The organism is Alkalicoccus luteus (assembly GCF_012034335.1).
GTDB lineage: Bacteria > Bacillota > Bacilli > Bacillales > Salisediminibacteriaceae > Alkalicoccus > Alkalicoccus luteus_A.
Genome location: NZ_JAATHJ010000008.1, coordinates 20,434 through 46,454, shown reverse-complemented (window position 1 = coordinate 46,454; position 26,021 = coordinate 20,434). Strand labels below are relative to the sequence as shown.

General features: G+C 54.7%; 21 protein-coding genes. 1 reads left to right on the top strand and 20 read right to left on the bottom strand.

Features of this window, described 5'->3' with window-relative positions:
- Positions 1 to 92 precede the first annotated feature (92 nt).
- From fabG to HCN83_RS07215, 13 genes are all read right to left on the bottom strand, one after another.
- Positions 93 to 833 carry a 3-oxoacyl-ACP reductase FabG gene (fabG, locus tag HCN83_RS07275; RefSeq protein WP_168005893.1) on the bottom strand — a complete coding sequence of 247 codons (741 nt, stop codon included), beginning with the start codon at positions 831 to 833 and terminating at the stop codon, positions 93 to 95.
- Positions 834 to 857: 24 nt separating this feature from the next.
- The gene (locus HCN83_RS07270) at positions 858 to 2,156 is read right to left on the bottom strand and encodes a GntP family permease (protein WP_168005891.1); all 1,299 of its coding nucleotides are present in this window, start codon (positions 2,154 to 2,156) and stop codon (positions 858 to 860) included.
- Positions 2,157 to 2,171: 15 nt separating this feature from the next.
- On the bottom strand, positions 2,172 to 3,740 hold the full coding sequence (locus HCN83_RS07265) for an acyl CoA:acetate/3-ketoacid CoA transferase (protein ID WP_168005890.1): 1,569 nt from the start codon (positions 3,738 to 3,740) through the stop codon (positions 2,172 to 2,174).
- Positions 3,741 to 4,042: 302 nt separating this feature from the next.
- The gene (locus tag HCN83_RS07260) at positions 4,043 to 6,049 is read right to left on the bottom strand and encodes a sigma 54-interacting transcriptional regulator (protein WP_246238136.1); all 2,007 of its coding nucleotides are present in this window, start codon (positions 6,047 to 6,049) and stop codon (positions 4,043 to 4,045) included.
- 22 nt (positions 6,050 to 6,071) lie between these two features.
- Positions 6,072 to 7,262, bottom strand: coding sequence for an acetyl-CoA C-acetyltransferase (locus HCN83_RS07255; RefSeq protein WP_168005889.1), 1,191 nt, complete (start codon positions 7,260 to 7,262; stop codon positions 6,072 to 6,074).
- A gap of 168 nt (positions 7,263 to 7,430) precedes the next feature.
- Positions 7,431 to 8,060: a thymidine kinase gene (locus HCN83_RS07250; protein WP_168005888.1), complete on the bottom strand. Its 630-nt coding sequence runs from the start codon at positions 8,058 to 8,060 to the stop codon at positions 7,431 to 7,433.
- Between the two features lie 181 nt (positions 8,061 to 8,241).
- Positions 8,242 to 8,484: a type B 50S ribosomal protein L31 gene (locus HCN83_RS07245; RefSeq protein ID WP_168005887.1), complete on the bottom strand. Its 243-nt coding sequence runs from the start codon at positions 8,482 to 8,484 to the stop codon at positions 8,242 to 8,244.
- A gap of 134 nt (positions 8,485 to 8,618) precedes the next feature.
- Positions 8,619 to 9,890: a transcription termination factor Rho gene (gene rho / locus HCN83_RS07240; protein ID WP_168005886.1), complete on the bottom strand. Its 1,272-nt coding sequence runs from the start codon at positions 9,888 to 9,890 to the stop codon at positions 8,619 to 8,621.
- A gap of 229 nt (positions 9,891 to 10,119) precedes the next feature.
- On the bottom strand, positions 10,120 to 11,088 hold the full coding sequence (gene glpX / locus HCN83_RS07235) for a class II fructose-bisphosphatase (RefSeq protein WP_168005885.1): 969 nt from the start codon (positions 11,086 to 11,088) through the stop codon (positions 10,120 to 10,122).
- A 15-nt stretch (positions 11,089 to 11,103) separates the two neighbouring features.
- On the bottom strand, positions 11,104 to 12,390 hold the full coding sequence (locus tag HCN83_RS07230; RefSeq protein WP_168006016.1) for a UDP-N-acetylglucosamine 1-carboxyvinyltransferase: 1,287 nt from the start codon (positions 12,388 to 12,390) through the stop codon (positions 11,104 to 11,106).
- A gap of 113 nt (positions 12,391 to 12,503) precedes the next feature.
- A complete protein-coding gene (gene fsa, locus HCN83_RS07225) occupies positions 12,504 to 13,151 on the bottom strand; it encodes a fructose-6-phosphate aldolase (RefSeq protein ID WP_168006014.1) in 648 nt (215 codons plus the stop codon).
- A 114-nt stretch (positions 13,152 to 13,265) separates the two neighbouring features.
- Positions 13,266 to 14,132, bottom strand: a complete 867-nt coding sequence (gene fba, locus HCN83_RS07220; RefSeq protein WP_168005884.1) for a class II fructose-1,6-bisphosphate aldolase — start codon at positions 14,130 to 14,132, stop codon at positions 13,266 to 13,268.
- Positions 14,133 to 14,351: 219 nt separating this feature from the next.
- Positions 14,352 to 14,726 carry a response regulator gene (locus HCN83_RS07215; protein ID WP_168005883.1) on the bottom strand — a complete coding sequence of 125 codons (375 nt, stop codon included), beginning with the start codon at positions 14,724 to 14,726 and terminating at the stop codon, positions 14,352 to 14,354.
- Positions 14,727 to 14,933: 207 nt separating this feature from the next.
- Here HCN83_RS07215 and HCN83_RS07210 point away from each other — a divergent pair, with 207 nt between their 5' ends.
- The gene (locus HCN83_RS07210) at positions 14,934 to 15,440 is read left to right on the top strand and encodes a DUF2529 family protein (protein ID WP_168005881.1); all 507 of its coding nucleotides are present in this window, start codon (positions 14,934 to 14,936) and stop codon (positions 15,438 to 15,440) included.
- Between the two features lie 144 nt (positions 15,441 to 15,584).
- On the opposite strand, the gene HCN83_RS07205 is transcribed toward HCN83_RS07210, so the two are convergent.
- The 7 genes from HCN83_RS07205 to HCN83_RS07175 form a co-directional block, all read right to left on the bottom strand.
- Complete coding sequence (locus tag HCN83_RS07205; RefSeq protein ID WP_168005879.1) at positions 15,585 to 17,180, bottom strand: CTP synthase; 1,596 nt, start codon at positions 17,178 to 17,180, stop codon at positions 15,585 to 15,587.
- A 998-nt stretch (positions 17,181 to 18,178) separates the two neighbouring features.
- Positions 18,179 to 18,670 carry a DNA-directed RNA polymerase subunit delta gene (gene rpoE, locus HCN83_RS07200; RefSeq protein ID WP_168005877.1) on the bottom strand — a complete coding sequence of 164 codons (492 nt, stop codon included), beginning with the start codon at positions 18,668 to 18,670 and terminating at the stop codon, positions 18,179 to 18,181.
- Between the two features lie 135 nt (positions 18,671 to 18,805).
- Positions 18,806 to 22,078 carry a fused isobutyryl-CoA mutase/GTPase IcmF gene (gene icmF, locus HCN83_RS07195; RefSeq protein WP_168005875.1) on the bottom strand — a complete coding sequence of 1,091 codons (3,273 nt, stop codon included), beginning with the start codon at positions 22,076 to 22,078 and terminating at the stop codon, positions 18,806 to 18,808.
- Positions 22,079 to 22,081: 3 nt separating this feature from the next.
- Positions 22,082 to 22,747, bottom strand: coding sequence for a TetR/AcrR family transcriptional regulator (locus tag HCN83_RS07190; RefSeq protein ID WP_168005873.1), 666 nt, complete (start codon positions 22,745 to 22,747; stop codon positions 22,082 to 22,084).
- 4 nt (positions 22,748 to 22,751) lie between these two features.
- Positions 22,752 to 23,675 (bottom strand): methylmalonyl Co-A mutase-associated GTPase MeaB, encoded by a 924-nt coding sequence (gene meaB / locus HCN83_RS07185; RefSeq protein ID WP_168005871.1) that lies wholly within the window; start codon positions 23,673 to 23,675, stop codon positions 22,752 to 22,754.
- Between the two features lie 20 nt (positions 23,676 to 23,695).
- On the bottom strand, positions 23,696 to 24,838 hold the full coding sequence (locus HCN83_RS07180) for an acyl-CoA dehydrogenase (protein WP_168005869.1): 1,143 nt from the start codon (positions 24,836 to 24,838) through the stop codon (positions 23,696 to 23,698).
- 35 nt (positions 24,839 to 24,873) lie between these two features.
- A complete protein-coding gene (locus tag HCN83_RS07175) occupies positions 24,874 to 26,016 on the bottom strand; it encodes an acyl-CoA dehydrogenase (RefSeq protein WP_168005867.1) in 1,143 nt (380 codons plus the stop codon).
- Positions 26,017 to 26,021 lie beyond the last annotated feature (5 nt).

Here is a 26,021-nt window from a genome sequence, read left to right as displayed (position 1 = left end):
GGGAGTTGATCTTGTGAAAATAGACTGCAGCTGAAATAAGCTATTTTATTCTTACTAGAGGCCGGGCGGCGGCCCGGTTTATTTAACATCAATCAGATCACAACGCCGCCGTCCACGGCGAGAATTTCGCCGGTAATGAACGATGCTTCGTCTGAGGCGAGGAACAGATAGGCGTTTGCGATGTCACGGCTTTCGGCGAGCCGGTTCATGACGGACTTCTCTTCCATAAAGGTAAGCACCTTATCCGGCATTTTTTCAGTCATCGGAGTTTTCACGAATCCGGGAGCGACTGCATTGACGCGCACATTAAAGCGGCCGAGCTCCTTGGCCCACGTTTTCGTCATGCCGTTCACGCCCCATTTCGCGGCTGCGTAATTTGTCTGGCCGAAGTTGCCGTAGCTGCCGACGACGGAAGACGCATTTAAAATGACGCCGCTTCCCTGCTCCTTCATGATGGCAGCGGCTGCCTGACCCGTGTTGAAGACCCCTTTTAAGTTCACGTCGATCACGCGGTCCCACTGATCTTCCTCCATTTTCAGCAGCTGCGCGTCTGCGGTGATGCCGGCGTTGCTGACGACGATATCGACAGAGCCAAATTCCTGCTGGCACTGTTCGAGCATTGCCTTCACGGAATCACGGTCCGTGACGTTGACCGTGCAGGCAGAAGCACGTCCGCCTGCCTGTTTAATCGTATCCACCGTCTGCTTCACATCGTCCTCGTTCATATCTGCCACGACGACAGAGGCTCCTTCTTCTGCAAACCGGATGGCGGTTGCCGCTCCAATTCCTCGTCCTGCTCCTGTGATGACAGCTGCTTTATTGTTTAATCGCATGTGTATCTCTCCTTCAATAGTGGTTTACAGCAGGCCGATTGCGTATACCGCAATGGCAACAACTGCTGAGAAAACTGGAATCAGGGCGCCGACGACGAATATATCTTTATAGGAATCCTTATGCGTCATGCCGGTGATCGCGAGCAGCGTGAGCACGGCTCCGTTATGCGGGAGCACATCCAGGCCGCCGGAGGCAATCGAAGCAATCCGGTGAAAGGCTTCCGGTTCCATATTCGTCGCAATGGCAATTTCATAATAGCGGTCGCCGAGCGCGTTCAGCGCAATCGTCATCCCGCCCGAGGCAGAACCGGTCGCCCCGGCGAGCACGTTGATCGCCACTGCCTGGGAAAAGAGCGGGTTGCCCGGCACGCTCAAGACAAGCTGCGTCAGCCGGTCAAAGCCCGGCACCGCCTGCACGACTGCACCGAAGCCGACTGCAGCACTCGTGTTGACGATCGCAATCACCGAGCCGCCTGCCCCGGCGTTAACAGCCGCAGAAAAGCCGCGGAATTTATGGATATTAAACGCCATGATGAGAAAAATACCGATCAAGAGAGCCACGACAATGTCGAGACCGAACAGGTTTAATGAGAGAACGACTGCTGCAAGCGGCACGAGCGACAGCACCGTAAACAGCTTCGGCGGAATTTTTTCCTCATCCTCCTGATTAAACACCTTTTTATCCTTCGGCTCCGTATATACTTCACCGGCAGCACGCAGCTTTCCTTCCCGCCAGCGTAAATACAAGTAGCCGCCGACGGCCATGACGATTGCGGCTGAAATACCCATAATCGGGGCAGCCATCGCATCCGTCTGGTAGTAGTCACGCGGAATCAGGTTTTGAATCTGCGGCGTCCCCGGAATAGCCGTCATCGTAAAGGTGAAGGCACCGAGTGCGACCGTAGGCGGAATGAGCCGGCGCGGAATATTGGCGTCCCGAAACATCGCAAGCGCAAGCGGGTACACTGCAAATACAACGACGAACAAGCTGACTCCGCCGTATGTCAGTACGGCGGCTGATACGATGACACCCAGAATCGCCCGCTTCGTACCGATGACCTTCGTGAGCGCTTCTGCAACGGAGCGCGCCATTCCAGTGTCCTCCATCAGCTTCCCGAAAATAGCACCGAGCATGAAGACCGGAAACCAGTCGCGCGCAAAGCCGACGAAACCGTCCATATACGTATTCGTATAGGCATCCAGCAGATCCAGTCCGCCGGTTAATGCTACGACCCCTGCTGCGATTGGGGCTACCCAGATAATCGACCATCCGGCGTATGCAAGCCCCATAATAAGTAACAGTCCTAGAAAAATCCCTAGCATGATTGTCCCTCCCCCTTAGTTCACTGCCGGCTGCATAGCCTCCTGAAGGCCCATGCGCTCGCGGTTGAAAATCGTTTTATCCATCGTTTTCAGCTCCGGCGAGATGACCGGCCGGAAGTTCATCTGTGCAAGAACATCGGTTTCCATGTCGATCCCCGGTGCGATTTCGGTCAGCATCAGCCCGTCTTTCGTCAGCTCAAACACCGCCCGTTCGGTCACGTACATGATCGGCCGCTCCAGCTCGGCAGCGTACGTGCCGCTGAACGTCGTCTGCTCCACCTGCTCGACGAACTTCTGAACTTTTCCCTCCTGCAGGATACGAAGTTCGCCGTCTTCCACATCTACTTTCAGTCCGCCTGCGGTAAACGTACCGCAGAAGACGACCTTCTGTGCGTTTTGCGAAATATTGATAAAGCCGCCCGCTCCGGTTACCTTCGAGCCGAACTTGCTCACGTTTACGTTTCCTTCCTGGTCGAGCTGCGCTAGTCCGAGAAAGGCAATATCGAGGCCGCCGCCGTCATAAAAATCAAACTGGTACGGCTGGTCGATGATCGCATCCGGATTATTTGCTGCACCGAAGCTCAGTCCGCCTGCCGGCATACCGCCGATCGGTCCGGATTCCACCGTCAGACGCATGTCGCTGAGTACGCCTTCTTCACTTGCTACAGCTGCCACTCCTTCCGGCACGCCAATGCCAAGGTTCGTGATCGCTGCCGGGATCAGCTCCATCGCAGCACGGCGCGCGATAATTTTACGTTCATTGAGCGGCAGCGGCTCGAGTGAATCAAGCGAGCGTTTAATCTCGCCCGAGTAAGACGGGTTGTACTGCTCGGCAAATGTCTGCATGTGATGCTCCGGCGCTGCTTCTACGACTGCATCGACGAGGATGCCCGGTATTTTGACGAGCTTCGGATCAAGCGTGCCGCGCTCGACCACCTTTTCCACCTGCAGCAGCACGATGCCGCCGCTGTTTTTAGCTGCCTGCGCAATCGAAAGTGCCTCCAGGCTGCCGGCTTCTTTCGTCATGACAGCATTTCCCTCTTCATCTGCATACGTCGCGCGAATAAGGCCGACGTGGATCGGGAACGTTTTATAAAATAAATATTCCCTGCCGCCGATTTCTATCAGCTCGACGAGTTCTTCCGTCGTGACATTGTTAATCCGCCCTCCGCCTTTACGCGGGTCGACAAACGTGCGCAGACCGACGTGCGAGATCGTGCCCGGCTTTCCGGCGGCCGTATCCCGGAACATGTGCGTGATGATCCCTTGCGGCAGGTTGTAAGCCTCCACTTTATCGGCAATCGCAAGTTCCGCCATCTTCGGCGCGAGGCCCCAGTGCCCTCCGACAACCCGCTTTAAAAACCCAGGATGGCCGAAATGGTTAAGCCCCTTTTCTTTGCCATCTCCCTGACCAGCGGCATACATGAGTGTCAGATCTGCCGGTGCCTTTTCTTCTAAAAAGCGTTCTTCAATGGCAATCGCCAGTCCTTCCGGTACTCCGGTGCCGACAAATCCTCCTGTCGCTACCGTTGATCCGCTTTCAATCATACCCGCTGCTTCACGGGCGCTCTTTACTTTTGACATGAGAGTCCCTCCTAAAACGTTCTGCTGTTTTACTATTGCAAATTCCATGCCAAGTTCTGATCGACAAAAATTGCGCTGCAGCAGGCTTTTTTGGAAAGCGCTTTCAATTTGAGTGTCGTTCATGTACAGATTTACGAACACGAAAAGAAACTGACTTTCGCTATATGTAAGCGTATTCAAACACGTTTTTCAGGATTTATGTACATCTGTACGAAAATTCGAACAGTCGCTTTGCTTTCGATGCATGGGTAATGTTCTCCGAAAAAAAAGAACGCGCGGAAATAGTTTCCGGCGCGTTCTCCTTACACTTTTTCATAGCGTTTCAGCTTTTCATACAGCGACGTACGGCTGATACCGAGCAGACCGGCAGCGAGTGATTTATTTCCATTCGCGTACCGGATTGCCTGCTCGACTGCTTTTTGTTCGGCTTCCTGAAGCACCTGCTGCAGGGCAGCCGGCTGCTCCATCGCCTTACTGCCGCGGAGCGACGGCGGCAGATGCTCCGGCTTCAATGTTCTGCTGCCGCGCGCGATCGTGACAGAGCGTTCGAGCACGTTTTCCAGCTCGCGCGTATTTCCCGGCCAGCTGTACGTGCGGAGCAGCCTCCAGACGTCTTCTTCGACATCAGCAACCGTTGTTCCGGTTCGCTCCGAGGCACGAGCGAGAAAATGTGGCACGAGTTCTTCTAAATCATCCGTTCTTTCACGGAGCGGCGGAATCAGGATGGAAAAGACGTTCAGCCGGTAGTACAGATCGAGCCGGAACTGCTCGTCTTCAATCATACTCTCCAGATCGCGGTTCGTCGCCGCGATAACGCGGATGTCCACGCTTCGCGACGCCGTCGCTCCAACCGGTTCCACTTCCCGCTCCTGCAGCACCCGAAGCAGCTTCACCTGCAGATGAAGCGGCAACTCCCCGATTTCATCAAGAAAAATCGTACCGCCGTCTGCTGCTTCAAACTTGCCTTTTTTCCCGCCGCGTTTGGCACCGGTAAACGAGCCCTCCACGTAGCCGAACAGCTCGGACTCGATCAGGTCGCCAGGGATCGCAGCGCAGTTTACTTTTACAAACGGTCCCGGCGACCGCGGACCTGCCAGGTGGATCGCGTGGGCAAACAGCTCTTTACCCGTTCCACTTTCGCCTTGGAGCAGCACGCTGCTGTCGGTTGCGGCCGCCCGTTTCGCCATTTCCTTCGTCCGGTTCCAGGCGGTGCTCCGGCCGAGCAGCTGGTGAAACTGATAGCTCGCCCGGTTCGTCTCACGCCATTCACCTTTATAGGAATCAAGCTCGCGCTCCAGCTTTTCAATTCGGCGCTTCAGTGCTTTAAATCCGCCTAAGTTTTTAAACAATACTTTGCCGACTGCACCGTCGAGCTCGCCGTCTTTATAAAGCGGCAGGCGGTTGGCAACCATATAGTCGCCGTTTATCTTCTGAATATCGGCAATTTCCGGCTTGCCGGTTTCCGCGACGATGTGCATGCGCGTGTTTTCAATGATGTCAGCGACGTGCCGGCCGACCATATCCTCTTCCTTCATGCCGATAAACTGGGCGTACTCCTTGTTCACCATCGTAATGATACCATTGCGGTCTACCATGATAATGCCGTCGGAGGAAAGTTCAATTACCATTTCCATCTGTTCTGCTTTGTCTTTCCAGACGTCGTCTGCCGGCGCTTCATCAGAGCGTACCTGCAGCAAAAATGCTCCGCCGGCTGGTTCCGTCACGACATGATACGTCTGACCGTTCTGCTCGACGGAAACCGGCATATGATCTGCATCGCCGCGAACGTAAGCAAGCAGCTCTTTGCCACCGGGAATCTCCTCCGGCCGCGCTGCTTCTGTCCCGGCGGCAGCGAGAATATCGCCGCTCCCGGAAACCAGGCAGAGCATGCCCTGATCGGGACAGAGCGCGTTCAGAATCTCCGCTCGTTCTGCAGCTGCCAGCCTGTCTGCTTCCTGCAGCCAGTCCTCAGCATGCACGACGCCGGCGAGGCCTCCTGTTTGATCTGCTACAGGCAGGACCGGGGGAAGCCAGCGCCAGCCAGCAGGAACATCGTTCTCCCGCAGCATCACTTCAGGCTTCTCCATCACCGCTTCTACCGGCGTATCCGGTCCGAGGCCGTTCATCATCGAGCTCATGAGCGTATCGGCAGAAATCCAGCCGGCCGCTTTTCCTTCGGCGTCTACGACCGGAACGGCTTCATCCTTCAGCCGATACAGGCCCGCGGCTGCTTCCTGAATCGTATCTGTCGTTTTAAGAACGAGATTTGGCTGCTTTAAAATGTGGTGAACGTGAATCCGGCTCAGCATATCGGTCTCTCCTTCATGCGGGTTACTGCTCTGAACGTTCGACGAGGAGTGCTGTTCCCTGTCCGCCGCCGATGCAAAGTGCTGCCATGCCACGGCTCTTCCCGCTTCGTTTTAATTCGTACAGCAGCGTCGTCAGCACGCGCGCTCCGGATGCTCCGATCGGGTGTCCGAGTGCAATGGCGCCACCGTTAACGTTCACTTTTGCCGGATCGAGCTTTAAATCATCGACGACTGCAAGCGACTGGGCTGCAAATGCTTCGTTTGCTTCCACAACGTCAAGATCATCGATGGCCCAGCCGGCACGCTCCAACGCCTGTTTCGCAGCAGGAACCGGCCCGTAGCCCATAATATCCGGGTCAAGTGCTGCATTGCCGTACGCTTTTAAGACAGCGAGCGGCTTTACGCCGAGCTCGTTTGCCTTCTCTTCTGACATGACGACGAGCATCGCTGCCCCATCGTTAATGCCGGAAGCGTTTCCTGCTGTCACGGTGCCGCCTTCTTTTTTGAAGGCCGGCTTCAGCTTAGCCAGCTTTTCGATCGTCACGTTCGGCTTCGGAAACTCGTCGTCTGCTACTGTTGTTACTTCTCCGCGACGGCCTGGTACGTCGACCGGCACAATTTCATCCCGGAAGCGTCCTTCTTCCACGGCACGGCCCGCACGCTGCTGGCTTTCCAGCGCAAAGTCATCCTGCCGTTCACGGGAGATGCCCCATCGTTCTGCGATGTTTTCAGCCGTAATGCCCATATGCACCGGCTTAAAGGCGTCCATCAGTCCGTCTTTGAGCATTGTATCGACGAGTTTGCCGTCGCCCATGCGCTGGCCCCACCTGGCTCCGGGCATCACGTAAGGCGCGTTGCTCATGCTTTCTGTGCCCCCGGCGAGAATAATATCGGCATCGCCGAGCATAATAAACTGGGCCGCCATGCTCACCGACCGGAGCCCGGATCCGCAGAGCTTATTGATTGTCGTCGCCGGTACCGTGTCCGGAATTCCGGCCTTTATCGCCGTCTGCCGTGCTACGTTTTGTCCAAGTCCTGCAGACAAGACGTTCCCGATATAGACATCCTCAATCTGATCAGGCTGAATGCCTGCCCGCTGGACCGCTTCCTTTGCGGCATGTGCCCCGAGTTCAACGGCTGATACTCCGGAAAGGGCACCTCCAAAATTTCCGACCGGCGTTCGTGCTGCGCTTGCAATAACAACATTTCGCATGTGTATGTCCTCCTTTTATTTTACGTATGCGCTTTCTTTATCATGCAATAAACGTGCCACTCCCGTAAAGTGTTCATTTTTCCGTACAGATAGAATAAGCGTCAGTTAGAGCCGGGCACATGCAGCAAAAAAGCCAGCTGTGCGCAAAGACGCAAGCTGACTTTTCGGTCACTGATCGGTGTTACGGGCCAGGTTAATGGCTGGAACGTGGGTCGTTTTCGGTCTGCCGGGCACGTCGTGGCAGTGGCGGCAGCGCGGCTCGTACTGCTCGGAGGCACCGACGAGGATGATCGGATCATCGTAGGAGGCCGGATTGCCGTTAATCAGACGCTGCGTGCGGCTTGCAGGCGAGCCGCAGGAAAGGCAGATTGCCTGCAGCTTCGTCACTGATTCAGCGAGTGAAAGCAGCATCGGCATGCAGCCGAACGGTTCGCCCCGGAAATCCTGATCCAGTCCGGCGCAGATGACGCGCTTGTTGTCATCCGCCAGCGTCTGCACGACGTCGACGATGGCCGGGTCGAAAAACTGAATTTCATCGATTGCCACTACCTGCGTATCTTTTTTAAGCAGGGTGTAAATATCTTCGGAATCCGTCACCGGATACGCGTACACTTTTGACCCGTTGTGCGAGACGACTTCGGTTTCACTGTAGCGGTCGTCAAGCTGCGGCTTGAAAACCTGTATCTTCTGGCGGCCGAAGCTTGCGCGGCGGACCCGGCGGATCAGCTCCTCCGATTTTCCGGAAAACATGCTGCCGCAGACGACTTCAATCCAGCCTTCTTTACTGGTCAGATGCATAGGCGACGCTCCCTGTTCACGTTTTTGTATGTAGGACGGTCAAATTATCATAAAAAAAACACGGCATCCGCGACGCATCCGGTAAGAGCCTGAGCTCCAACGGGTAATCCAGCGTCGGTTCCGCACGTGTTCTGACAGAGTCGGGCCGGAATGATCCGGCCGTTTCTCTGAATGAGTCTGCTTACATTCCGTACTTCTTCTTGAACTTGTCTACGCGTCCGCCTGCATCAGCAAACTTCTGCTTGCCAGTGTAGAACGGGTGGGAATCAGAAGAAACTTCGACAGTGTAAAGCGGGTATGTGTTCCCGTCTTCCCACTCGATTTCCTGATTCGTGCTCGCTGTAGATCCACTCAAGAACATGAAGCCAGTACTGGAATCTTTGAATACGACTTTACGGTATTCCGGGTGAATTCCTTGTTTCATGTCTTTTCAACTCCTTCCGCCCTGAATCTCTCGAAACAGAGTAAGTCTGTGCACTAACTTCTTCACACATAGATGGAGTATAACAAGCAGACAGGCGGAATGCAAGTCCTATTTCATCCGGCTGCGGCACCGGATTATTTGTCGGAGGACTTCGGCTTGGATGCCCGCTTCAGCGAATCGAACAGCTCTTCGTTCGTTTTTGTTTCCTTGACCTTTTTCAGGAACTTTTCCATGAAGTCCGGCTGGTCGTTCAGCGTGCGGCGGATCGCCCACAGGTTCTCAATCTGCTCTTTCGGCAGAAGCAGCTCTTCACGACGCGTGCTGGAGCGGCGAATGTCGATCGCCGGATAAATGCGGCGCTCGGCAAGCTTTCGGTCGAGATGCAGCTCCATGTTGCCGGTCCCTTTAAATTCTTCATAAATGACGTCATCCATGCGTGAGCCGGTTTCGACGAGCGCTGTTGCGAGAATCGTCAGGCTGCCGCCTTCTTCAATGTTCCGGGCGGCTCCAAAAAAGCGCTTCGGACGGTGGAAGCTCGCCGGGTCGATCCCGCCGGAAAGCGTCCGCCCGCTTGGCGGTACGACGAGGTTATAGGCGCGTGCCAGGCGCGTGATGCTGTCCATGAGAATGACGACGTCCTTCTTCGCTTCGACAAGCCGCATTGCACGGTCGAGTACGAGCTCGGCTACTTTGATGTGGTTTTCCGGCACTTCATCAAACGTGGAGCTGACGACTTCCCCTTTCACCGAGCGTTCCATATCCGTCACTTCTTCCGGGCGCTCGTCGATGAGCAGCACGATGATTTCCATGTCCGGATGATTGACGGCGATGCTGTTGGCGACTTCTTTTAAGAGAAGCGTTTTACCGGCTTTCGGAGGCGCGACAATCAGTCCGCGCTGACCGTAGCCGACTGGAGAAATCATATCGAGTACGCGTGAGGCGACCATTTTCGGCTCGTGCTCCAGCTTCATCTTATGGTCCGGGTAAAGCGGCGTCAGCTGTGGAAAATGCGGGCGCTCGGATGCTTTGTCCGGGTCTTCCCCATTCACAGCTGCGACCTGCAGCAGACCGTAGTAGCGTTCGTTTTCCTTCGGTTTTCTTACTTTACCGGAGACTTTATCGCCGTTACGGAGCCTGAAGCGGCGGATCTGCGAGGCGGAAATGTATATGTCCTGAGGGCTCGGCTTGTATGTATTAGACCGCAGAAAGCCAAAGCCTTCCGACTGGATAATTTCCAGGATCCCCTCCATAAACATCAGGTCTTCGTTCTCAGCCTGTTTTTTAAAAATAGCAAAAATCAGCTCTTTTTTCGTCAGCTGGCTGTAGTAGGAAACTTTATGTTCCTTCGCTAGCGCATAAAGCTCTTTCAGCTTCATATGCTCCATTTCATTTAATGTTACACCCATTTATGTCACCAAACCTTTTCTTCGTTTTCAAGCTGAACGGCGCTCCCAAAAATCCAGCAGGAAGCGTCCGGCAGCGATCGTTTACTGTCGGTACGAGATGAGACTTATTTATCTAATCATAAACCAGCTGGACTGACAAGGGAGGACGGTATGCGGAAGTACGAGGAAAACGGGCTGTACGCTTCGTAAATGGTACGAAGCGGACGCTGCAGCCGGGGCAACACGGCGGCTACCCCCGGATAACGAAGTCAGGCTTTTTATCAAGACGGTGGTCGCCTTCCACGAAGCGGACCGTTCCTGACTTGGCCCGCATAACGAGCGAGTGGGTGGCGCCTGTCTGCGCCTTGTAGCGGACACCTTTTAACAGCTCGCCGTCCGTTACGCCGGTAGCGGCAAAAATAGCATCTTCACCGGATACGAGGTCATCCATGTGAAGCACCCGGTTCACGTCGCCGATACCCATCCGGTGGCAACGTTCCACTTCCTCATCGGAGCTCGGCAGTAGTCTTCCCTGAATCTCTCCGCCGAGACACTTGAGACCAATTGCTGCAAGCACCCCTTCCGGAGCACCGCCGGAGCCGAGCATGAGGTCAACGCCGGTATCGTCGAATGCCGTGTTGATCGCTGCAGCAACGTCCCCGTCTCCCATCAGCTTGATCCGCGCACCGGCGCTGCGGATATCAGAGACGAGCGTTTGATGACGTTCGCGGTCGAGAATGGCGACGACGATGTCTTCCACGTCTTTGCCTTTGGCCGCGGCAACCGCCTGAATGTTTTGTTCGACGGACGCATCCAGGCTGATTTTGCCGACGCAGTCCGGTCCGACTGCAATTTTATCCATATACATATCAGGGGCGTGCAGGAGGTGCCCTTTATCAGCTACTCCGAGAACCGCAAGCGCATTCCAGCCGCCGCTTGCGACGATGTTCGTCCCTTCAAGCGGATCGACAGCGACGTCCACGCGCGGGCCATAGCCGTTGCCGAGGCGTTCACCAATGTAGAGCATCGGTGCTTCGTCCATTTCGCCTTCGCCGATGACGACTGTGCCTTTCATTGGAATCGTGTCGAATACGTCACGCATCGCTTCTGTTGCCGCGTTGTCGGCCTCATCCTTCTGGCCGCGGCCCATCCAGCGCGCCGACGCAAGGGCCGCTGCTTCCGTAACCCGGACCAGCTCCATCGATAAACTGCGCTCCATCCTGCATTCCTCCCGTTATGAATTTTTAATTTCTTCTTCCTCTTCCATCGAAAGCTTTTCCCGCCATACGTTTGCTCCAAGCGCATTCAGCTTCTCTTCAAGGTTGGCATAGCCGCGGTCAATGTGGTGCACGTCCGTGATTTCCGTCACGCCGTCTGCAATCAGGCCGGCAGCGACGAGTGCTGCTCCAGCCCGCAGATCGGTCGCCCGGACGCGGGCTCCCTGCAAACGGGAGGCTCCGCTGACAAGCGCGGCCCGGCCTTCCACTTTGATATCCGCGCCCATGCGCCGAAGTTCGTCCGTATGCTTAAAGCGGGCGCTGTAAATCGTATCTGTGACCATGCTCGACCCGTCAGCCTGCGTCATCAGTGCCGTCACCGGCTGCTGCAGGTCGGTCGCGAACCCAGGATAGACGAGCGTCTTAATATCAACCGGCTTCAGATGATCTGTCCGTTCGATATGAACCGCATCCTCGCTTTCTGTGATATGTACGCCCATTTCGCGCAGCTTCGACATGAGCGCCTCCAAGTGAAGCGGAATAATATTATCGACCGTCACACCGCGCCCCATTGCTGCTGCAAAAATCATATACGTACCGGCTTCAATGCGGTCAGGAATGATCGAATGACGGCATCCGTGAAGCTCCTTTACCCCTTCGATACGGATGACGTTCGTTCCTGCTCCTTTTATTTCTGCTCCCATGTTCGTTAACAGCGTCGCAACATCGATGATCTCCGGCTCCTTCGCCGCGTTCTCGATCACCGTGCGTCCTTCGGCTTTAACAGCTGCAAGCATGATGTTAATGGTGGCGCCGACGCTTACGACGTCCAGGTAGATTCGCGCTCCGGTCAGCTTTTCAGCCTGCAGGTAAATCGCTCCCTGCTCGTTTGTTACTTTTGCACCGAGCGCTTCGAACCCTTTAATATGCTGGTCAATCGGCCGCGGACCGAGGTTACATCCGCCGGGGAGACCAATAACCGCCTTCCCGAATCGTCCCAGCATCGCTCCCATCATATAATAGGAGGCACGCAGTTTTTTCACACGGCCGTTCGGCAGCGGCATCGCGATCATCCGCTCCGGGTTGATGGAAAGTGCTCCATTTATAAATTCTGTTTCCGCTCCTGCTTCCTGAAGCAGATCTGCGAGTATGCCTACATCTGAAATAGCAGGCAGATTGTCAATGACGACGGTGGAGTCTGCCAGCATGGCTGCCGGAATCAGGGCAACAGCGCTGTTTTTAGCACCACTGACCGAGACACTGCCTTCGAGCAGGTGACCGCCTTCAATTAATAGTTTATCCATCACGTGGTTCCTTCCTTGAACGAAAATGAGATGATTCATGCTGCGTACCCGGGGCTGTTTTCGTACGGAGAAAAACGGGCGGACGCCAGGTCCGCCTCTGTCAGTTTGCTTTATCAGGCGTTCTGGCTTTTCTGCCAGTCGCTGAGGAATTTTTCAATGCCGATGTCGGTGAGTGGATGCTTCGTCAGCTGCTCGACCACTTTCCACGGAAGCGTCGCAATATGCGCGCCGCGCAGAGCCGATTCTGTCACGTGCTGCGGATGGCGGATCGAAGCTGCGATGATTTCCGTTTCGATGCCGTGCAAATCAAACATGTCGGAGATTGTGCCAATCAGCTCCAGACCGTCGTGTCCGATGTCATCGAGCCTGCCGAGAAACGGCGATACGTAGCTCGCGCCTGCCCGAGCAGCAAGCAGCGCCTGATTCGCGGAAAAGACGAGCGTCACATTTGTTTTGATCCCGAGGCTGCTGAACGTCCGAACAGCTTTCAGACCTTCCAGTGTCATCGGCACCTTCACGGTAATGTTCGGTGCGATTTCCGCAAGTTCTTTCCCTTCCCGGATCATGCCGTCCGCGTCTGTCGCGATTACTTCCGCACTGACAGACTCCTCGACGAAGCTCGTAATTTCCCGGAGCCTTTCATGAAAGTCTGCCCCTTCTTTGGCGACGAGAGACGGATTCGTGGTCACCCCTGCCAGAATGCCAAGCTCCTGAGCCTGGCGGATTTCATCTGTATTCGCTGAATCAATAAAAAATTTCACTGCTGTCTTCCTCCTCCGCTGCGGATTGGCCGGACGCTGCCGGCGAATGATAACGCTTTCTCTCATGATGGAAAAGAAGGAGTCAGCGCACTGCTGACCTCCTTCTCCTTTTGCTTACTGCGCCTGGCCGGAAGAACCGAACTCGCGCATTTTACCAATCACGGTTTCCTTGATCGCTTCACGGGCCGGCCCGAGGTATTTACGCGGGTCGATCATGTCCGGATTCGCATCGAGCGTTTCGCGGACTGCTTTCGCAGAAGAAATCTGGCTTTCCGTGTTCACATTGATTTTAGCTGTGCCGAATGAAATCGCCTTTTTGATGTCCTTTGTCGGGATACCAGTTCCGCCGTGCAGAACGAGCGGCACTTCCGTCATTGTGGAGATTTCCTCCATGCGGTCAAAGCCGAGGTTCGGCTCGCCTTTATATGGGCCGTGTACGGAACCAAGAGCTGGTGCGAAGCAGTCTACGTTCGTTTCACGGATCAGCTGGTCACACTCGGACGGGATCGCATACGCCGCTTCAGCGTCGTCTACAATCAGGTCGTCTTCCTGTCCGCCGATGCGGCCGAGCTCTGCTTCAACAGAAACGCCGAGCAGGTGTGCCACTTCGACAACCTTCTTCGTAAGCGCAATATTTTCCTCAAGCGGGTGGTGGGAGCCGTCGATCATCACGGATGTGAAGCCGGCATACATTGCTTCCACGCACTTCTCAAAGCTGGAGCCGTGGTCCAGGTGAATCGCAACCGGAACAGTCGTTCCGTAGCTTTCCATAAGTCCCTCGACAATCGCTACGACAGATTTAAATCCGCCCATGTAGCGGGCTGCACCCTCGGATACACCGAGAATAACCGGTGATTTTTCTTCTTCTGCCGCCTGCAGGATCGCCTGCGTAAACTCAAGGTTGTTCAGGTTGAACTGACCTACCCCGTAAGAATTGGCTTTTGCTGTTTCCAGCATCTCTTTCATCGATACTAAAGGCATGTGCTAAAGTCCTCCTTCTGAATGGTCACGTGCTTCTTTCAGCTTTTCTGAAAGATGCAGGGTAAAGCATACAAATAAAAGCGATCGTGCAAGATCGCGGCTTTTATTTGTATGATTCGGACGTTTTACCAGCTGCACCCCGGAAAAACTCACGCCCTCATTATAGCACATTCCATTCTCATTTCACGGGTTTCAACCGATTATTTTCAACGACAGCGCTTACAGTTTCGCCTTTTCCTCAAAAAAGCGGCGCACGCTCTGCCGGACGATATCGATATCAAACGGTTTGGAAAATTGCTGGGAGGCACCAAGGTCTGCTGCTTCTCTCATCAGCTCCATTTCTCCATACGCCGTCATCATAAATACTTCTGTCGGAATGCTTCTTGCCCGCATTTCACGGAGAATTTCAATGCCGTCCATACCCGGTATCTTCATATCGAGCAACACGAGATCCGGTTTTTCGGACTGAATCATGTCGAGTGCGGCCTGCCCATTGGACGCCTCGAACGTTTCATAGCCGTCTTTTTCCAGCACTTCCTTCAGCAGGAGGCGGATGCCAATTTGATCATCCACTACCAGCAGTTTCTGGCCCATACGTATTCTCCTTCCTTCATACTCCCCTATTTTCTTCCTTCAATTACCTTTTGTTACCATAATAGTGAATCTTAACGAAAAGATCAATCATTGTTTTTAAAAGCCGCTGTTGTCTGGTTTTAAACGCCTTTGTTCAGGCAACAGATAGAAAGAAGTGAATAGCGCATGATACGCTTAAGCTGATCGGATACGAAAGGATGATACGTCATGAAAAAAATGTTTGATACGCAAGTGAGCGGCCTGCTGAACAAGCTGGAGCTGCTGGAGGAGGATGTCGAAGACGCTGCAAGAATGACGGCGCAGAGTCTGATCGGTGACGGACACCTCTACGTGGCATCGAGTGCTGATCTCGGCGGGATCGTTTCCCAGGCGGTTCACGGAGCAGATGCCGTGACCGGTGCCGAACGTTTTGAAGCAGAAACGCAGCTGACCGACCTCGATACCGTCTGGGTGTTCACATCCAGCCGCACGGAAACGCTGGAAGCAGAAACGCGAGCTGCGGAGGCAGGCGCCGTACTTGTCACCGCCTCACCCGAAGCGGTTGAGGAAGCGGACAGTATCCGCTCGTTTTCGCTTCCGACAGGCGTCACTCGTCCGCTGCTGCCGACCGAATCCGGCGCACGTACCGGAGAGCCGCATCTGCTCGTGTCGCTTCACCTTTACTACATGCTTTACTTCCAGCTGCAGGAAATCATGGAAGAGCACGGTGATTGAACGCTGAACCTGTCTCATAAAGCGTTAAAGCAAACCCCGCACTCGGTTTCGAGCGCGGGGCTTTTGTCCATGCGTGATCGTTTTCGCAGTGAATGAAGACAGGAAAAGGCCCGGCAGCCGCCGGGCCTTTCTTTTGACAACCGGTCAGCTGTCGGAAGCTGCGCGGATGAATTCACGGAAAAGCGGCTGCGGCCTTGTCGGACGCGATACGAATTCCGGATGGAACTGGGAAGCAACGAAAAACGGATGATCGGTAATTTCGATGACTTCGACGAGCCGGCCGTCCGGACTCGTGCCGGAGAAGGCGAAGCCTTTCTCAACCATTTCTTCACGGTATTTGTTGTTGAACTCGTAGCGGTGACGGTGCCGTTCGTATACGACCGGCTCCCCGTATGCGTAGAAGGCCTTCGTATCAGGTGTCAGCTTGCACGGATAGAGGCCGAGGCGGAGCGTGCCGCCGAGGTCCTCCACGTCCTTCTGCTCGGGAAGCAGGTCGATAATTGGATCCGGTGTCGCCGGATCGAGCTCTGCGGAGTGTGCTTCGCTGTAGCCGAGTACGTTTCTGGCAAATTCAACTGTTGCGAGCTGCATGCCGAGGCAGATACCGAGAAACGGAATGCCGTTCACGCGTGCGTGCTCAATCGCTGCGATCTTTCCTTCGACGCCGCGATCGCCGAAGCCGCCTGGCACGAGAATGCCGTCTGCGTCAGCGGTCTGCTCGGCGATTGTTTCACGTGAAACTTCTTCCGAGTTAACCCATTTGATTGATACGTCTGCATCAAACTGAAAGCCTGCATGCTTCAGTGCTTCTGCAACCGACAGATACGCATCCGGCAGCTCCACGTATTTTCCGACGAGAGCAATCGTGATGCTGCGGGACAGGTTTTTCACCCGGTCGACGAGCGCATTCCACTCGGTCATGTCTGCCTCCTGGCAGTTCAGGCTCAAATGGTCGCAGACGAACTGATCAAGCTTCTGCTCCTGCAGGTGAAGCGGCACTTCGTAGAGCGTGTCAGCGTCACGTGCTTCGATTACAGCCCGCTTATCAATATCGCAGAACAACGCAATTTTATCTTTCATTTCTGTCGGGACCGGGCGCTCGGTGCGCACGACGATCACGTTCGGCTGAATACCGAGGCTGCGGAGCTCCTTTACGCTGTGCTGAGTCGGCTTTGATTTCATTTCCCCGGCTGCTGCAAGATACGGGATGAGCGTGCAGTGAATGTAAAGAACATTTTCGGCACCGAGGTCGCTCTTCACCTGTCGAATCGCTTCGAGAAACGGAAGGCTCTCAATATCTCCGACCGTACCGCCGATTTCCGTGATGACGATGTCCGGATTGCCTTCTGAAGCAGCCTGCTTGATGCGGCCCTTGATTTCGTTTGTGATATGCGGAATTACTTGCACGGTGCCGCCGAGATAGTCGCCGTGGCGCTCTTTTTTAAGGACAGAGGAGTAGACCTTTCCTGTCGTTACGTTGCTGTATTTACCGAGGTTGATGTCGATGAAACGCTCATAGTGACCGAGGTCGAGGTCCGTTTCCGCTCCGTCATCTGTAACAAACACTTCCCCGTGCTGATACGGGCTCATCGTTCCTGGGTCGACGTTAATGTATGGATCAAATTTCTGAATCGTGACCTTCATGCCGCGGTTTTTTAAGAGTCTTCCGAGTGATGCCGCTGTGATGCCTTTTCCAAGCGAGGAAACGACACCGCCTGTTACGAAAATATACTTTGTCATTCTGCTCATCTCCTTTATCGTGCATGCCGAATGCCTTCCGGCGCTGCTTTACGTCCGGGCTGTGTGTGCAAAAAAGAAAAGCGCCCCCTCTCAGAAAGAGGGGGCGCGTACATGTCTGTTCCGCTACTCCGTTTTAGGGAGCCCAAACATGATTCTATCCGGGGCATGATCAAAAGTCAAGGCGGATTTGAGAGCTCTCGCAAAATCGGGCGAAAGCCCTCCGTGTGGAGACGATTTGCACGCGTCAGACGCACCTCGCCGTGATCGGACCGGGCCATGCGAGGAACGATGTAACTAGTTAGTCTGTTTCGCCTTCCCATCCGGCGAACAAACGTGACGATTTGAAAAAGCGGACAGAGCCGTTTCGGAGCTGGATCCGGTCCGTTATGCGGGAGACGGATCAGCAGAAACGTTCAAGTCATCTATTTTCTGGACGAAAGTTATTAAATGCGCGCGGCATCTTATTATATTAGGCCTCAAACTTTTCAAACACCATGCCCAACTTATTATTCTGAGGCTGAATTTTATCAAAGCTTTCAAACGGCGTTCGCAATAGCGAAAATCTTATCAAACTGATGCCGGAAGTTTTCAATCAGGAGGCTGACGTTATTATTTCAACACTGAGGTCGATGTTTCTTCACCACATGCTCCGACATCTTATGGAACGGAGCACGGAAACGCAGAAAGCCGGACTCGACTCTTTTAGAGTGCGAAAGTTGACCATTTTGTCTGGGAAGCTGATTAGTTGACTGAACAGGATGAACGTTTATTCTGTATAGCAGTTCTAAGTTGAAGCTCGTAAACATATGACAGAGGTGCTTCACGCTTTTGGAACGAAAGTTGACGATATGACAGACGAGGTTACCGTTTTTGCGGAGAAAGTTGAACATTTCCGAAACGCTCGTCCCTCCTCCACTATTTCACCGCAGCCGGAATGCGTTCATGCATCACAAAAGAAGCCGCACCGGGCTGATGCCCGGGACGGCCTTCCATTATTGTTAATTGGTTTCTTCCTCTTCGTCCGTATCGGTTTCGTCGTCTTCTTCCACGACTGGTTCACCGGTATCGAATTCGTCGGCTTCGTCTGTGTCGGAGTCCTCTTCGTTAGCGAGCTCGTCCAGCTCATCCTCGATGTCCTCAAACTCGTCGTATTCTTCCAGTTCGTCCTCAAGTGCTTCTTCTGCGTCAGCCTTCCGCTTTTTCGGCATCATTTGTGACAGCTCTTCTTCTGTCTGCTCAAACGGGTACCAGGATCGGAGCGCCCAGCGGTTGTCACCGAGATTAACGAAACGGCCGTCCAGCGACATCGCCGTATACAAATGCGCAATGCGCTCCTGCATCCGTTCCTTTGACAGTCCCTGAATTTCGGCCACTCGGTTGATCAGCACGCTGTAGTCTTCCGGACTGTTCTTTTCGGTAAGCAGCTCAAACGTCACTTCGATCATGGAGATTTCTTTCAGCTGTTCTTCTGTGTAATCTTTTAACGCCATAAGTGAGGCACACCCTTTCCCTTCATCCTGTATCCATAATCAGAAGCCGGACAGCTCCCATTATACGCATAAATTCATACCTTCCATTATAAACATACTGCCGCCTGTTTTTCCAGCGGATGCGTAAAATTATTTTTACAGGTTGCGGCGGTACTGACCGCCTACTTCGTAGAGGGCGGAGGTGATCTGCCCAAGACTGGCAGAGCGGACAGTCCGCATCAGCTCGGCGAAAATATTGCCTCCTGACAGTGCCGTACGCTTCAGCCGCTCCAGCGCCTCATCGGACTCTGCCGCGTGACGCTCCTGGAAATCTTTGAGCCGCGTGATCTGGCCTTCTTTTTCCTCGCGGGATGCGCGCGCCAGTTCCATATCGAAGTCTTCTTCAGACGGCGGGTTCGGATTCAGGTACGTGTTCACGCCGATAATCGGCAGGTCGCCGTTGTGCTTTTTTGTTTCGTAGAGGAGTGATTCCTCCTGGATTTTTCCGCGTTGGTACTGCGTCTCCATCGCGCCGAGGACGCCGCCTCGGTCACTCATCCGCTCCATTTCAAGCAGAACTGCTTCTTCGACGAGGTCGGTCAGCTCTTCAATAATGTACGATCCCTGCAGCGAATTTTCGTTTTTCGCAAGGCCCATCTCTTTTGTGATGATGAGCTGGATCGCCATTGCCCGGCGCACGCTTTCCTCCGTTGGCGTCGTCACTGCTTCGTCGTAGGCGTTTGTATGGAGCGAGTTACAGTTGTCGTAAATCGCCATCAGTGCCTGCAGTGTCGTGCGGATATCGTTAAAATCCACTTCTTGGGCGTGCAGGGAACGGCCTGATGTCTGAATGTGATACTTCAGCTTCTGGCTGCGTTCATTGGCACCGTATTTCTTCTTCATCGCTGTCGCCCAGATGCGGCGAGCGACGCGACCGATGACGGCGTACTCCGGATCGAGACCGTTGCTGAAGAAAAAGGACAGGTTCGGCGCAAAGTCGTTTACGTTCATGCCGCGGCTTAAGTAGTACTCGACATACGTGAAGCCGTTGGAGAGCGTAAATGCGAGCTGGCTGATCGGGTTCGCTCCGGCTTCGGCGATATGATACCCGCTGATCGAGACGGAATAGTAGTTGCGCACCTGATGATCGATAAAGTACTGCTGAATATCTCCCATCATCCGCAGCGCAAATTCCGTCGAGAAGATGCACGTGTTCTGGCCCTGGTCTTCTTTCAGGATGTCGGCCTGAACGGTGCCGCGCACGACTTGGAGCGTCTGCTCCTGAATCTGGGCATGCTCGTCTTCCGTTGGCTTGCGGCCTTCGCGCTCGGTGAAAAGCTCCACCTGCTGATCAACTACTGTATTCATAAACATCGCCAGAATGATCGGCGCAGGGCCGTTGATCGTCATCGATACCGACGTGGACGGTGCCGTCAGATCAAATCCTTCATAAAGCTGCTTCATATCATCGAGCGTACAGATGCTGACGCCGGATTCACCGACCTTCCCGTAAATGTCAGGACGGTAGTCCGGATCCTCGCCGTAAAGTGTTACGGAATCGAAGGCGGTGCTGAGCCGCTTTGCGTCGTCGCCTTCCGACAAATAATGAAAACGGCGGTTCGTGCGGGCCGGGCTGCCTTCACCCGCAAACTGACGCTTCGGGTCCTCCCCTTTTCGCTTAAACGGGAATACGCCTGCAGTGTATGGGAAAACACCTGGCACATTTTCGCTGCGGACCCAGCGGATGATGTCCCCGTAGTTTTCGTACTTTGGCAGCGCGACCTTCGGAATGTCGAGTCCGGAAAGCGAACGCGTTTTCAGCTCTGTCACGATTTCTTTGTCACGAACTTTTGTCGTCAACGTATCCTGAGCGTAGGCCTCTTTCGTCTTTTCCCACGTCTCAATCGTCTTTTTCACGTCCGGAAGCAGCTTCTCTTCTGTTTGCTGCTTCAGCCTGGCAACGTCTTCCACCGATGCTCCTGTTTCTTCGAGCAGCTGCAGCGTGCCTTCCAGCTGAAACAGGCTGCGCGCGAAGCCGGCCTGTTCTTCTGTTTCTTCGTGATACCCTTTGACCGTCTGGGCGATTTCACGCAGGTAGTGTACCTGCTCGGCCGGAATAACAGCGCTGCGAAGCTGAATTTCGTCATGCTCGCCGAGATCGGTTTCCCAGTCTTTGCCGCAGCTTGCGTTAATCACCTTTACGAGCTCAAAGAACAGACGGTTCGTGCCCGGATCGTTAAACTGGCTGGCGACTGTTCCGTACACCGGCATACGTTCCGGATCTTCGTCAAAGCGGAGATGGCTGCGCTGATACTGCTTGCGCACTTCCCGCCGTGCATCCTCGGAGCCTTTGCGGTCAAATTTATTGATGGCGATGATGTCAGCAAAGTCGATCATGTCGATTTTCTCCAGCTGGGACGGTGCACCGAACTCACTCGTCATAACGTACATCGATACGTCTGACACGTCCGTCACTGCCGCGTCCCCCTGACCGATCCCGCTCGTTTCCACGATGATCAGGTCATAGCCGGCGAGCCTGACAACCGGAATGGCTTCTTCCACTGCCTTAGAGAGCTCCTGCCGGCTGTCGCGTGTTGCCAGCGAGCGCATATAAACGCGGTCATGGTGAATCGCGTTCATGCGGATGCGGTCGCCGAGCAGGGCGCCGCCGGTTTTCTTCTTTGTCGGATCAACGGAGAGCACAGCTGCGCGTTTATCAGGAAACGCTCGCAGAAAGCGGCGGATCAATTCATCGGTGAGCGAGCTTTTTCCAGCTCCGCCGGTACCGGTGATTCCGAGCACTGGTGCATCCGCAGCCGCTTTTTCGCTTATCGCTTCCAGCACGCCGCTTTCTTCGTCGTTCAGTGCTTCGCCGAACGCCTTTTTCTCAGCGCTCGTAATAAATTTGGCAAGCGCACGGCGGTCGGAGTCGATCACGTGCTCCAGTCCAAGTCCTGTGGCCGGTGTTTCAAAGTCACACGCCTCCATCATTTGATCGATCATGCCCTGCAGACCGAAGCGGCGGCCGTCTTCCGGTGAGAAGATGCGCGTGATGCCGTAGTCGTGCAGCTCACGGACTTCGGCAGGAATAATCACCCCGCCGCCTCCGCCGAACAGCTTAATATGGCCGGCGCCCAGACGTTCAAGCTCATCGTGCAAATACTTGAAATATTCCACGTGACCGCCCTGATAGGACGAGATCGCAATCCCCTGCACGTCTTCCTGCACGGCTGCCTGGGCTACTTCTCCGACGGAACGGTTATGTCCGAGATGAATCACCTCGGCTCCGGATGCCTGCAGCATACGGCGCATGATATTGATGGACGCGTCGTGCCCATCAAACAGAGCGGATGCTGTCACAAAGCGGACCGGATGCTTCGGCACGTACTTTTCCTGCTGCTGAACCGGTTGTTGAGACGTCTTTTCCATACGCTATTCCTCCTTCTGCGGCACCGGCTGTTTATCCGGCGCCTGTTCGTTGACTCCAAATCCGTAAATCAGCTGACGGAGCTGGTACTCAATGTATTCATCTACGCTGTATTCCTTCTGCACGGCCCAGCGTCGGAAAGTCCACATTTGCCCGACGACGAGGATGTGGTGGGCAGCGAGCGACAGCTGCCTGTCATCCATCGTTAAAAACCCTTCTTCCCGTGCATGAATCAGCTCTTTTTCAAATACGTTCTTGATGCGGATCTCCTTTTCCAGTACGTAACGAAGCGCTTCACCGGAGAGCGACTTTGTCTCCTGATACATGACAAGCACCTCATCCTGAAGGTCATCGACGACGCGGAAATACGATTCGATCACCTGCCGGAGCCGCTCCAGCCCGCGCAGGTTGCTGTCCAGCAGCTTTTCCCATTTGCTTACGACCTCATCGTAAACGGAATCACAAACGAGAAAGAGGATGTCTTCCTTCGATCCGATGTACTCATACAGCGTACCGATGCTGAATCCGGAAGCGTTGGCGACCTCCCTCGTCGTTGCTTTATGATAGCCTTTTTCGTTAAATAAACCGACGGCTGCCTTGACGATCTGCGCTCTGCGCCGTGAGATGAGCCGTTCGTCCTTTACGAGCGACGGCACCTGCTTTTTCCCCATCGGATCACTCCCCTTTCCTCTCCTGAAGCCGTTTATAAATACGGTCTGCCAGCTCATACGGATCCTGCGTATCCGGCTTCTGCATCACTTCTTTCAGTACCGGCTCCATTTCTTTTTCGAGCCGTTCCAGCACGCGCCGGCGTACGTCTGTTTCCAGCTGACGCGCCCGCCTGTCCTGCTTTTCCCCTGACTGCTTCAGCCACTCGTGGTGCTGCTCCAGTGCTTCAATCACTGCTTTTGTGCCTTCGCCTGTCGTCGAAACGGTTTCGCTGATCGTTTTGTAGGACGGGGCTCCGGAAATGTGGAGCAGATCTTCAAGCTCTGCTTTCAGCTGATTGACGCCGGGCAGATCGGCCTTGTTAATGATAAACAAGTCGGCAATTTCCATGATTCCGGCTTTAAACGCCTGAATGATGTCGCCGCCTGACGGATACAGCACGAGCGCGACCGTATCGGCTGTTTTCATAATATCGAGCTCTGACTGACCGACGCCGACAGTTTCCACGACGACCCGGTCGTAGCCTGCGGCATCGAGAAGCCGCACCGTATCCTGGCACGCTTCCGAGAGCCCGCCGAGACTTCCGCGCGTTCCCATGCTGCGGATGAAGACGCCGCTGTCGGCATCGTGGTCGTGCATGCGGATCCGGTCGCCGAGCAGCGCGCCTCCTGAAAAGGGGCTCGTCGGATCAACCGCAACGACCGCTACCTTTTCACCTTTCTTGCGCCAGTGCTTTAACAGCTGATTGACGAGCGAGCTTTTTCCGGCGCCGGGTGACCCGGTGATGCCGACGACCTGCGCCCGGCCGGTATGCGGATGGATTTCCTGCATCAGCTCCCGCTGGTCCGGATGCCGGTCTTCTACAATGGAGATGGCGCGGCCGACCTGCCGTTCCCGGCCATCCAGCAGCGCCTCCAGATTCACCTTCACCGGCTTCCCTCCTGACTGCGTTAGTCTGCGAGCAGCATCTTCGAAATAACGAGCCGCTGCACTTCGTTTGTACCTTCGTAAATCTGCGTGATTTTCGCATCGCGCATGTAGCGCTCTACCGGATAGTCCTTCGTAAAGCCGTAGCCGCCGTGCACCTGCACTGCTTCTACCGTTACTTCCATGGCAGTATCACCGGCCATGAGCTTCGACATCGCCGACTGAAGGCCGTACGATACGCCTTCTGACTCCCGCCACGCAGCCTGATATGTGAGCAGACGCGATGCTTCGATCTTCGTCGCCATGTCCGCGAGCTTGAAGCTGATCCCCTGCATCTGCCCGATCGGCTTGCCGAACTGCTTGCGCTCTTTTGCGTACGCCGTTGCGTGGTCGAGCGCGCCCTGCGCAATGCCGACTGCCTGTGCGGCAATACCGTTACGGCCGCCGTCGAGGGTCATCATCGCAATTTTAAAGCCTTCTCCTTCTTCGCCGAGCCTGTTTGCTGCCGGAACGCGGACATTGTCCATGATCACTTCAAGCGTCGGCGAGGAACGGATTCCGAGCTTCTTCTCCTTCTTGCCCATCGTAAAGCCGTCCATGCCTTTTTCGAGAATGAAGGCCGTGCAGCCTTTATGCTTTTTCTCCGGATCGGTCAGGGCAAACACAAGGTAGACGTCTGCTGCACCGCCGTTTGTTATCCAGACTTTGGAACCGTTCAGTACGTAGTCGTCGCCATCCCGCTTTGCCGTCGTTTTCATCGCCGCTGCATCACTTCCGGATCCCGGCTCGGACAGACAGTAGGCTCCGAGCAGCTTGCCTTCTGCCATCGGCTTTAAGTAGCGCTGTTTCTGATCTTCTGTGCCAAACGTGTACACCGGCCAGCCGGCGAGTGATACGTGGGCGGACAGCGTGACGCCGGTGGAAGCACAAATACGCGACAATTCTTCCACGGCAATGACGTAGCTCAAGTAGTCGGCACCGATTCCGCCGTACTCTTCCGGCCATGGAATGCCTGTCAGTCCAAGCTCTGCCATCTGATCAAACAAGCTGCGGTCGAACCGTTCCTCTTCATCCCGCTCAGCTGCTGTCGGCTCTACTTCGTTTACGGCAAAGTCACGTACCATCTTTCTGATCATTTCCTGCTCATCTGTTAATTGAAACTGCATGTCTTTCGCTCCTTTATGATTCGTTCTGTCGGCAATTACCCTCGTAGCAGGTGGTTGCTGACGACGATTTTTTGAATTTCGTTGGTGCCTTCGTAAATCTGTGTTACTTTCGCGTCACGGAAATACCGTTCAACCGGATAGTCTTCCGTAAAGCCGTAGCCGCCGTGAATCTGCACCGCCTCGATCGCCGCTTTCATCGCGGTATCAGAAGCGAACATTTTTGCCATCGAGGCCTCTTTTCCAGCTGGGTGGCCGTTCGTGCGCAGGGAAGCTGCACGGTACGTCAGCAGCCTGGCCGCCTCTACGCTCGTTGCCATGTCGGCAAGCTTAAAGCCGATGCCCTGCATCTGCCCGATCGGCTTGCCGAACTGCTTGCGCTCCTTCGCATAAGCTGTTGAGGCGTCAAGCGCTGCTTCTGCAATGCCGAGCGCCTGGGCCGCAATGCCGATCCGGCCGGCGTCCAGATTGGCCATGGCAATTTTAAAGCCGTCGCCCTCTTCTCCGAGCCGGTTTGCCTTCGGAATGCGGCAGTCTTCAAACGTGATCGGGCATGTGCTCGAGCCTTTCAGTCCCATCTTCTTTTCCTTCGGCTGCACGGTAAAGCCCGGGGTATCTTTTTCTACGACGAACGCGCTGATGCTTTTGCTGCCCGGATCCTTGGAGGTGCGGGCAAAGACGATATACGTATCGGCGTAGCCGCCGTTTGTAATCCACATTTTCGATCCGTTCAGAATGTAGTCGTCCCCGTCTGCAATCGCAGTCGTTTTCATCCCGGATACGTCACTTCCTGCTCCGGCTTCGGATACGGCGAAAGCGCCTAAATATTCCCCGGATGCGAGCTTTGGCACCCAGCGCGCTTTCTGCTCTTCTGTTCCGAAGTAGAGAATCGGGTTCGTTCCGACGGAGGTATGCACCGATAAAATAACGCCTACGGTCGCGCTGACGCGGGAAAGCTCATGAATCGCGAGAATGTAGGACGTGTAGTCCATCTCCATGCCTCCGTACTGCTCCGGGATCGGCATGCCCATCAGGCCGAGTTCACCCATCTGTCGGACGATCTCCTCCGGGAACCGGTCTTCCTGCTCCATTTTTTCAATGGCCGGCGCCACTTTCTCCTGGGCGAACTGGCGCACCATGCGTCTTGTCATTTCCTGTTCTTCTGTAAAGGTTAAATTCATGCTGT

What these genes read in the sequence shown, in the direction of transcription:
- fabG (WP_168005893.1), bottom strand. Translation starts at nt 833, where the DNA reads ATGCGATTAAACAATAAAGCAGCTGTCATCACAGGAGCAGGACGAGGA.
- HCN83_RS07270 (WP_168005891.1), bottom strand. Translation starts at nt 2,156, where the DNA reads ATGCTAGGGATTTTTCTAGGACTGTTACTTATTATGGGGCTTGCATAC.
- HCN83_RS07265 (WP_168005890.1), bottom strand. Translation starts at nt 3,740, where the DNA reads ATGTCAAAAGTAAAGAGCGCCCGTGAAGCAGCGGGTATGATTGAAAGC.
- HCN83_RS07260 (WP_246238136.1), bottom strand. Translation starts at nt 6,049, where the DNA reads ATGCTGAGCCGGATTCACGTTCACCACATTTTAAAGCAGCCAAATCTC.
- HCN83_RS07255 (WP_168005889.1), bottom strand. Translation starts at nt 7,262, where the DNA reads ATGCGAAATGTTGTTATTGCAAGCGCAGCACGAACGCCGGTCGGAAAT.
- HCN83_RS07250 (WP_168005888.1), bottom strand. Translation starts at nt 8,060, where the DNA reads ATGCATCTGACCAGTAAAGAAGGCTGGATTGAAGTCGTCTGCGGCAGC.
- HCN83_RS07245 (WP_168005887.1), bottom strand. Translation starts at nt 8,484, where the DNA reads ATGAAACAAGGAATTCACCCGGAATACCGTAAAGTCGTATTCAAAGAT.
- rho (WP_168005886.1), bottom strand. Translation starts at nt 9,890, where the DNA reads ATGGGTGTAACATTAAATGAAATGGAGCATATGAAGCTGAAAGAGCTT.
- glpX (WP_168005885.1), bottom strand. Translation starts at nt 11,088, where the DNA reads ATGGAGCGCAGTTTATCGATGGAGCTGGTCCGGGTTACGGAAGCAGCG.
- HCN83_RS07230 (WP_168006016.1), bottom strand. Translation starts at nt 12,390, where the DNA reads ATGGATAAACTATTAATTGAAGGCGGTCACCTGCTCGAAGGCAGTGTC.
- fba (WP_168005884.1), bottom strand. Translation starts at nt 14,132, where the DNA reads ATGCCTTTAGTATCGATGAAAGAGATGCTGGAAACAGCAAAAGCCAAT.
- HCN83_RS07215 (WP_168005883.1), bottom strand. Translation starts at nt 14,726, where the DNA reads ATGGGCCAGAAACTGCTGGTAGTGGATGATCAAATTGGCATCCGCCTC.
- HCN83_RS07210 (WP_168005881.1), top strand. Translation starts at nt 14,934, where the DNA reads ATGAAAAAAATGTTTGATACGCAAGTGAGCGGCCTGCTGAACAAGCTG.
- HCN83_RS07205 (WP_168005879.1), bottom strand. Translation starts at nt 17,180, where the DNA reads ATGACAAAGTATATTTTCGTAACAGGCGGTGTCGTTTCCTCGCTTGGA.
- rpoE (WP_168005877.1), bottom strand. Translation starts at nt 18,670, where the DNA reads ATGGCGTTAAAAGATTACACAGAAGAACAGCTGAAAGAAATCTCCATG.
- icmF (WP_168005875.1), bottom strand. Translation starts at nt 22,078, where the DNA reads ATGGAAAAGACGTCTCAACAACCGGTTCAGCAGCAGGAAAAGTACGTG.
- HCN83_RS07190 (WP_168005873.1), bottom strand. Translation starts at nt 22,747, where the DNA reads ATGGGGAAAAAGCAGGTGCCGTCGCTCGTAAAGGACGAACGGCTCATC.
- HCN83_RS07180 (WP_168005869.1), bottom strand. Translation starts at nt 24,838, where the DNA reads ATGCAGTTTCAATTAACAGATGAGCAGGAAATGATCAGAAAGATGGTA.
- HCN83_RS07175 (WP_168005867.1), bottom strand. Translation starts at nt 26,016, where the DNA reads ATGAATTTAACCTTTACAGAAGAACAGGAAATGACAAGACGCATGGTG.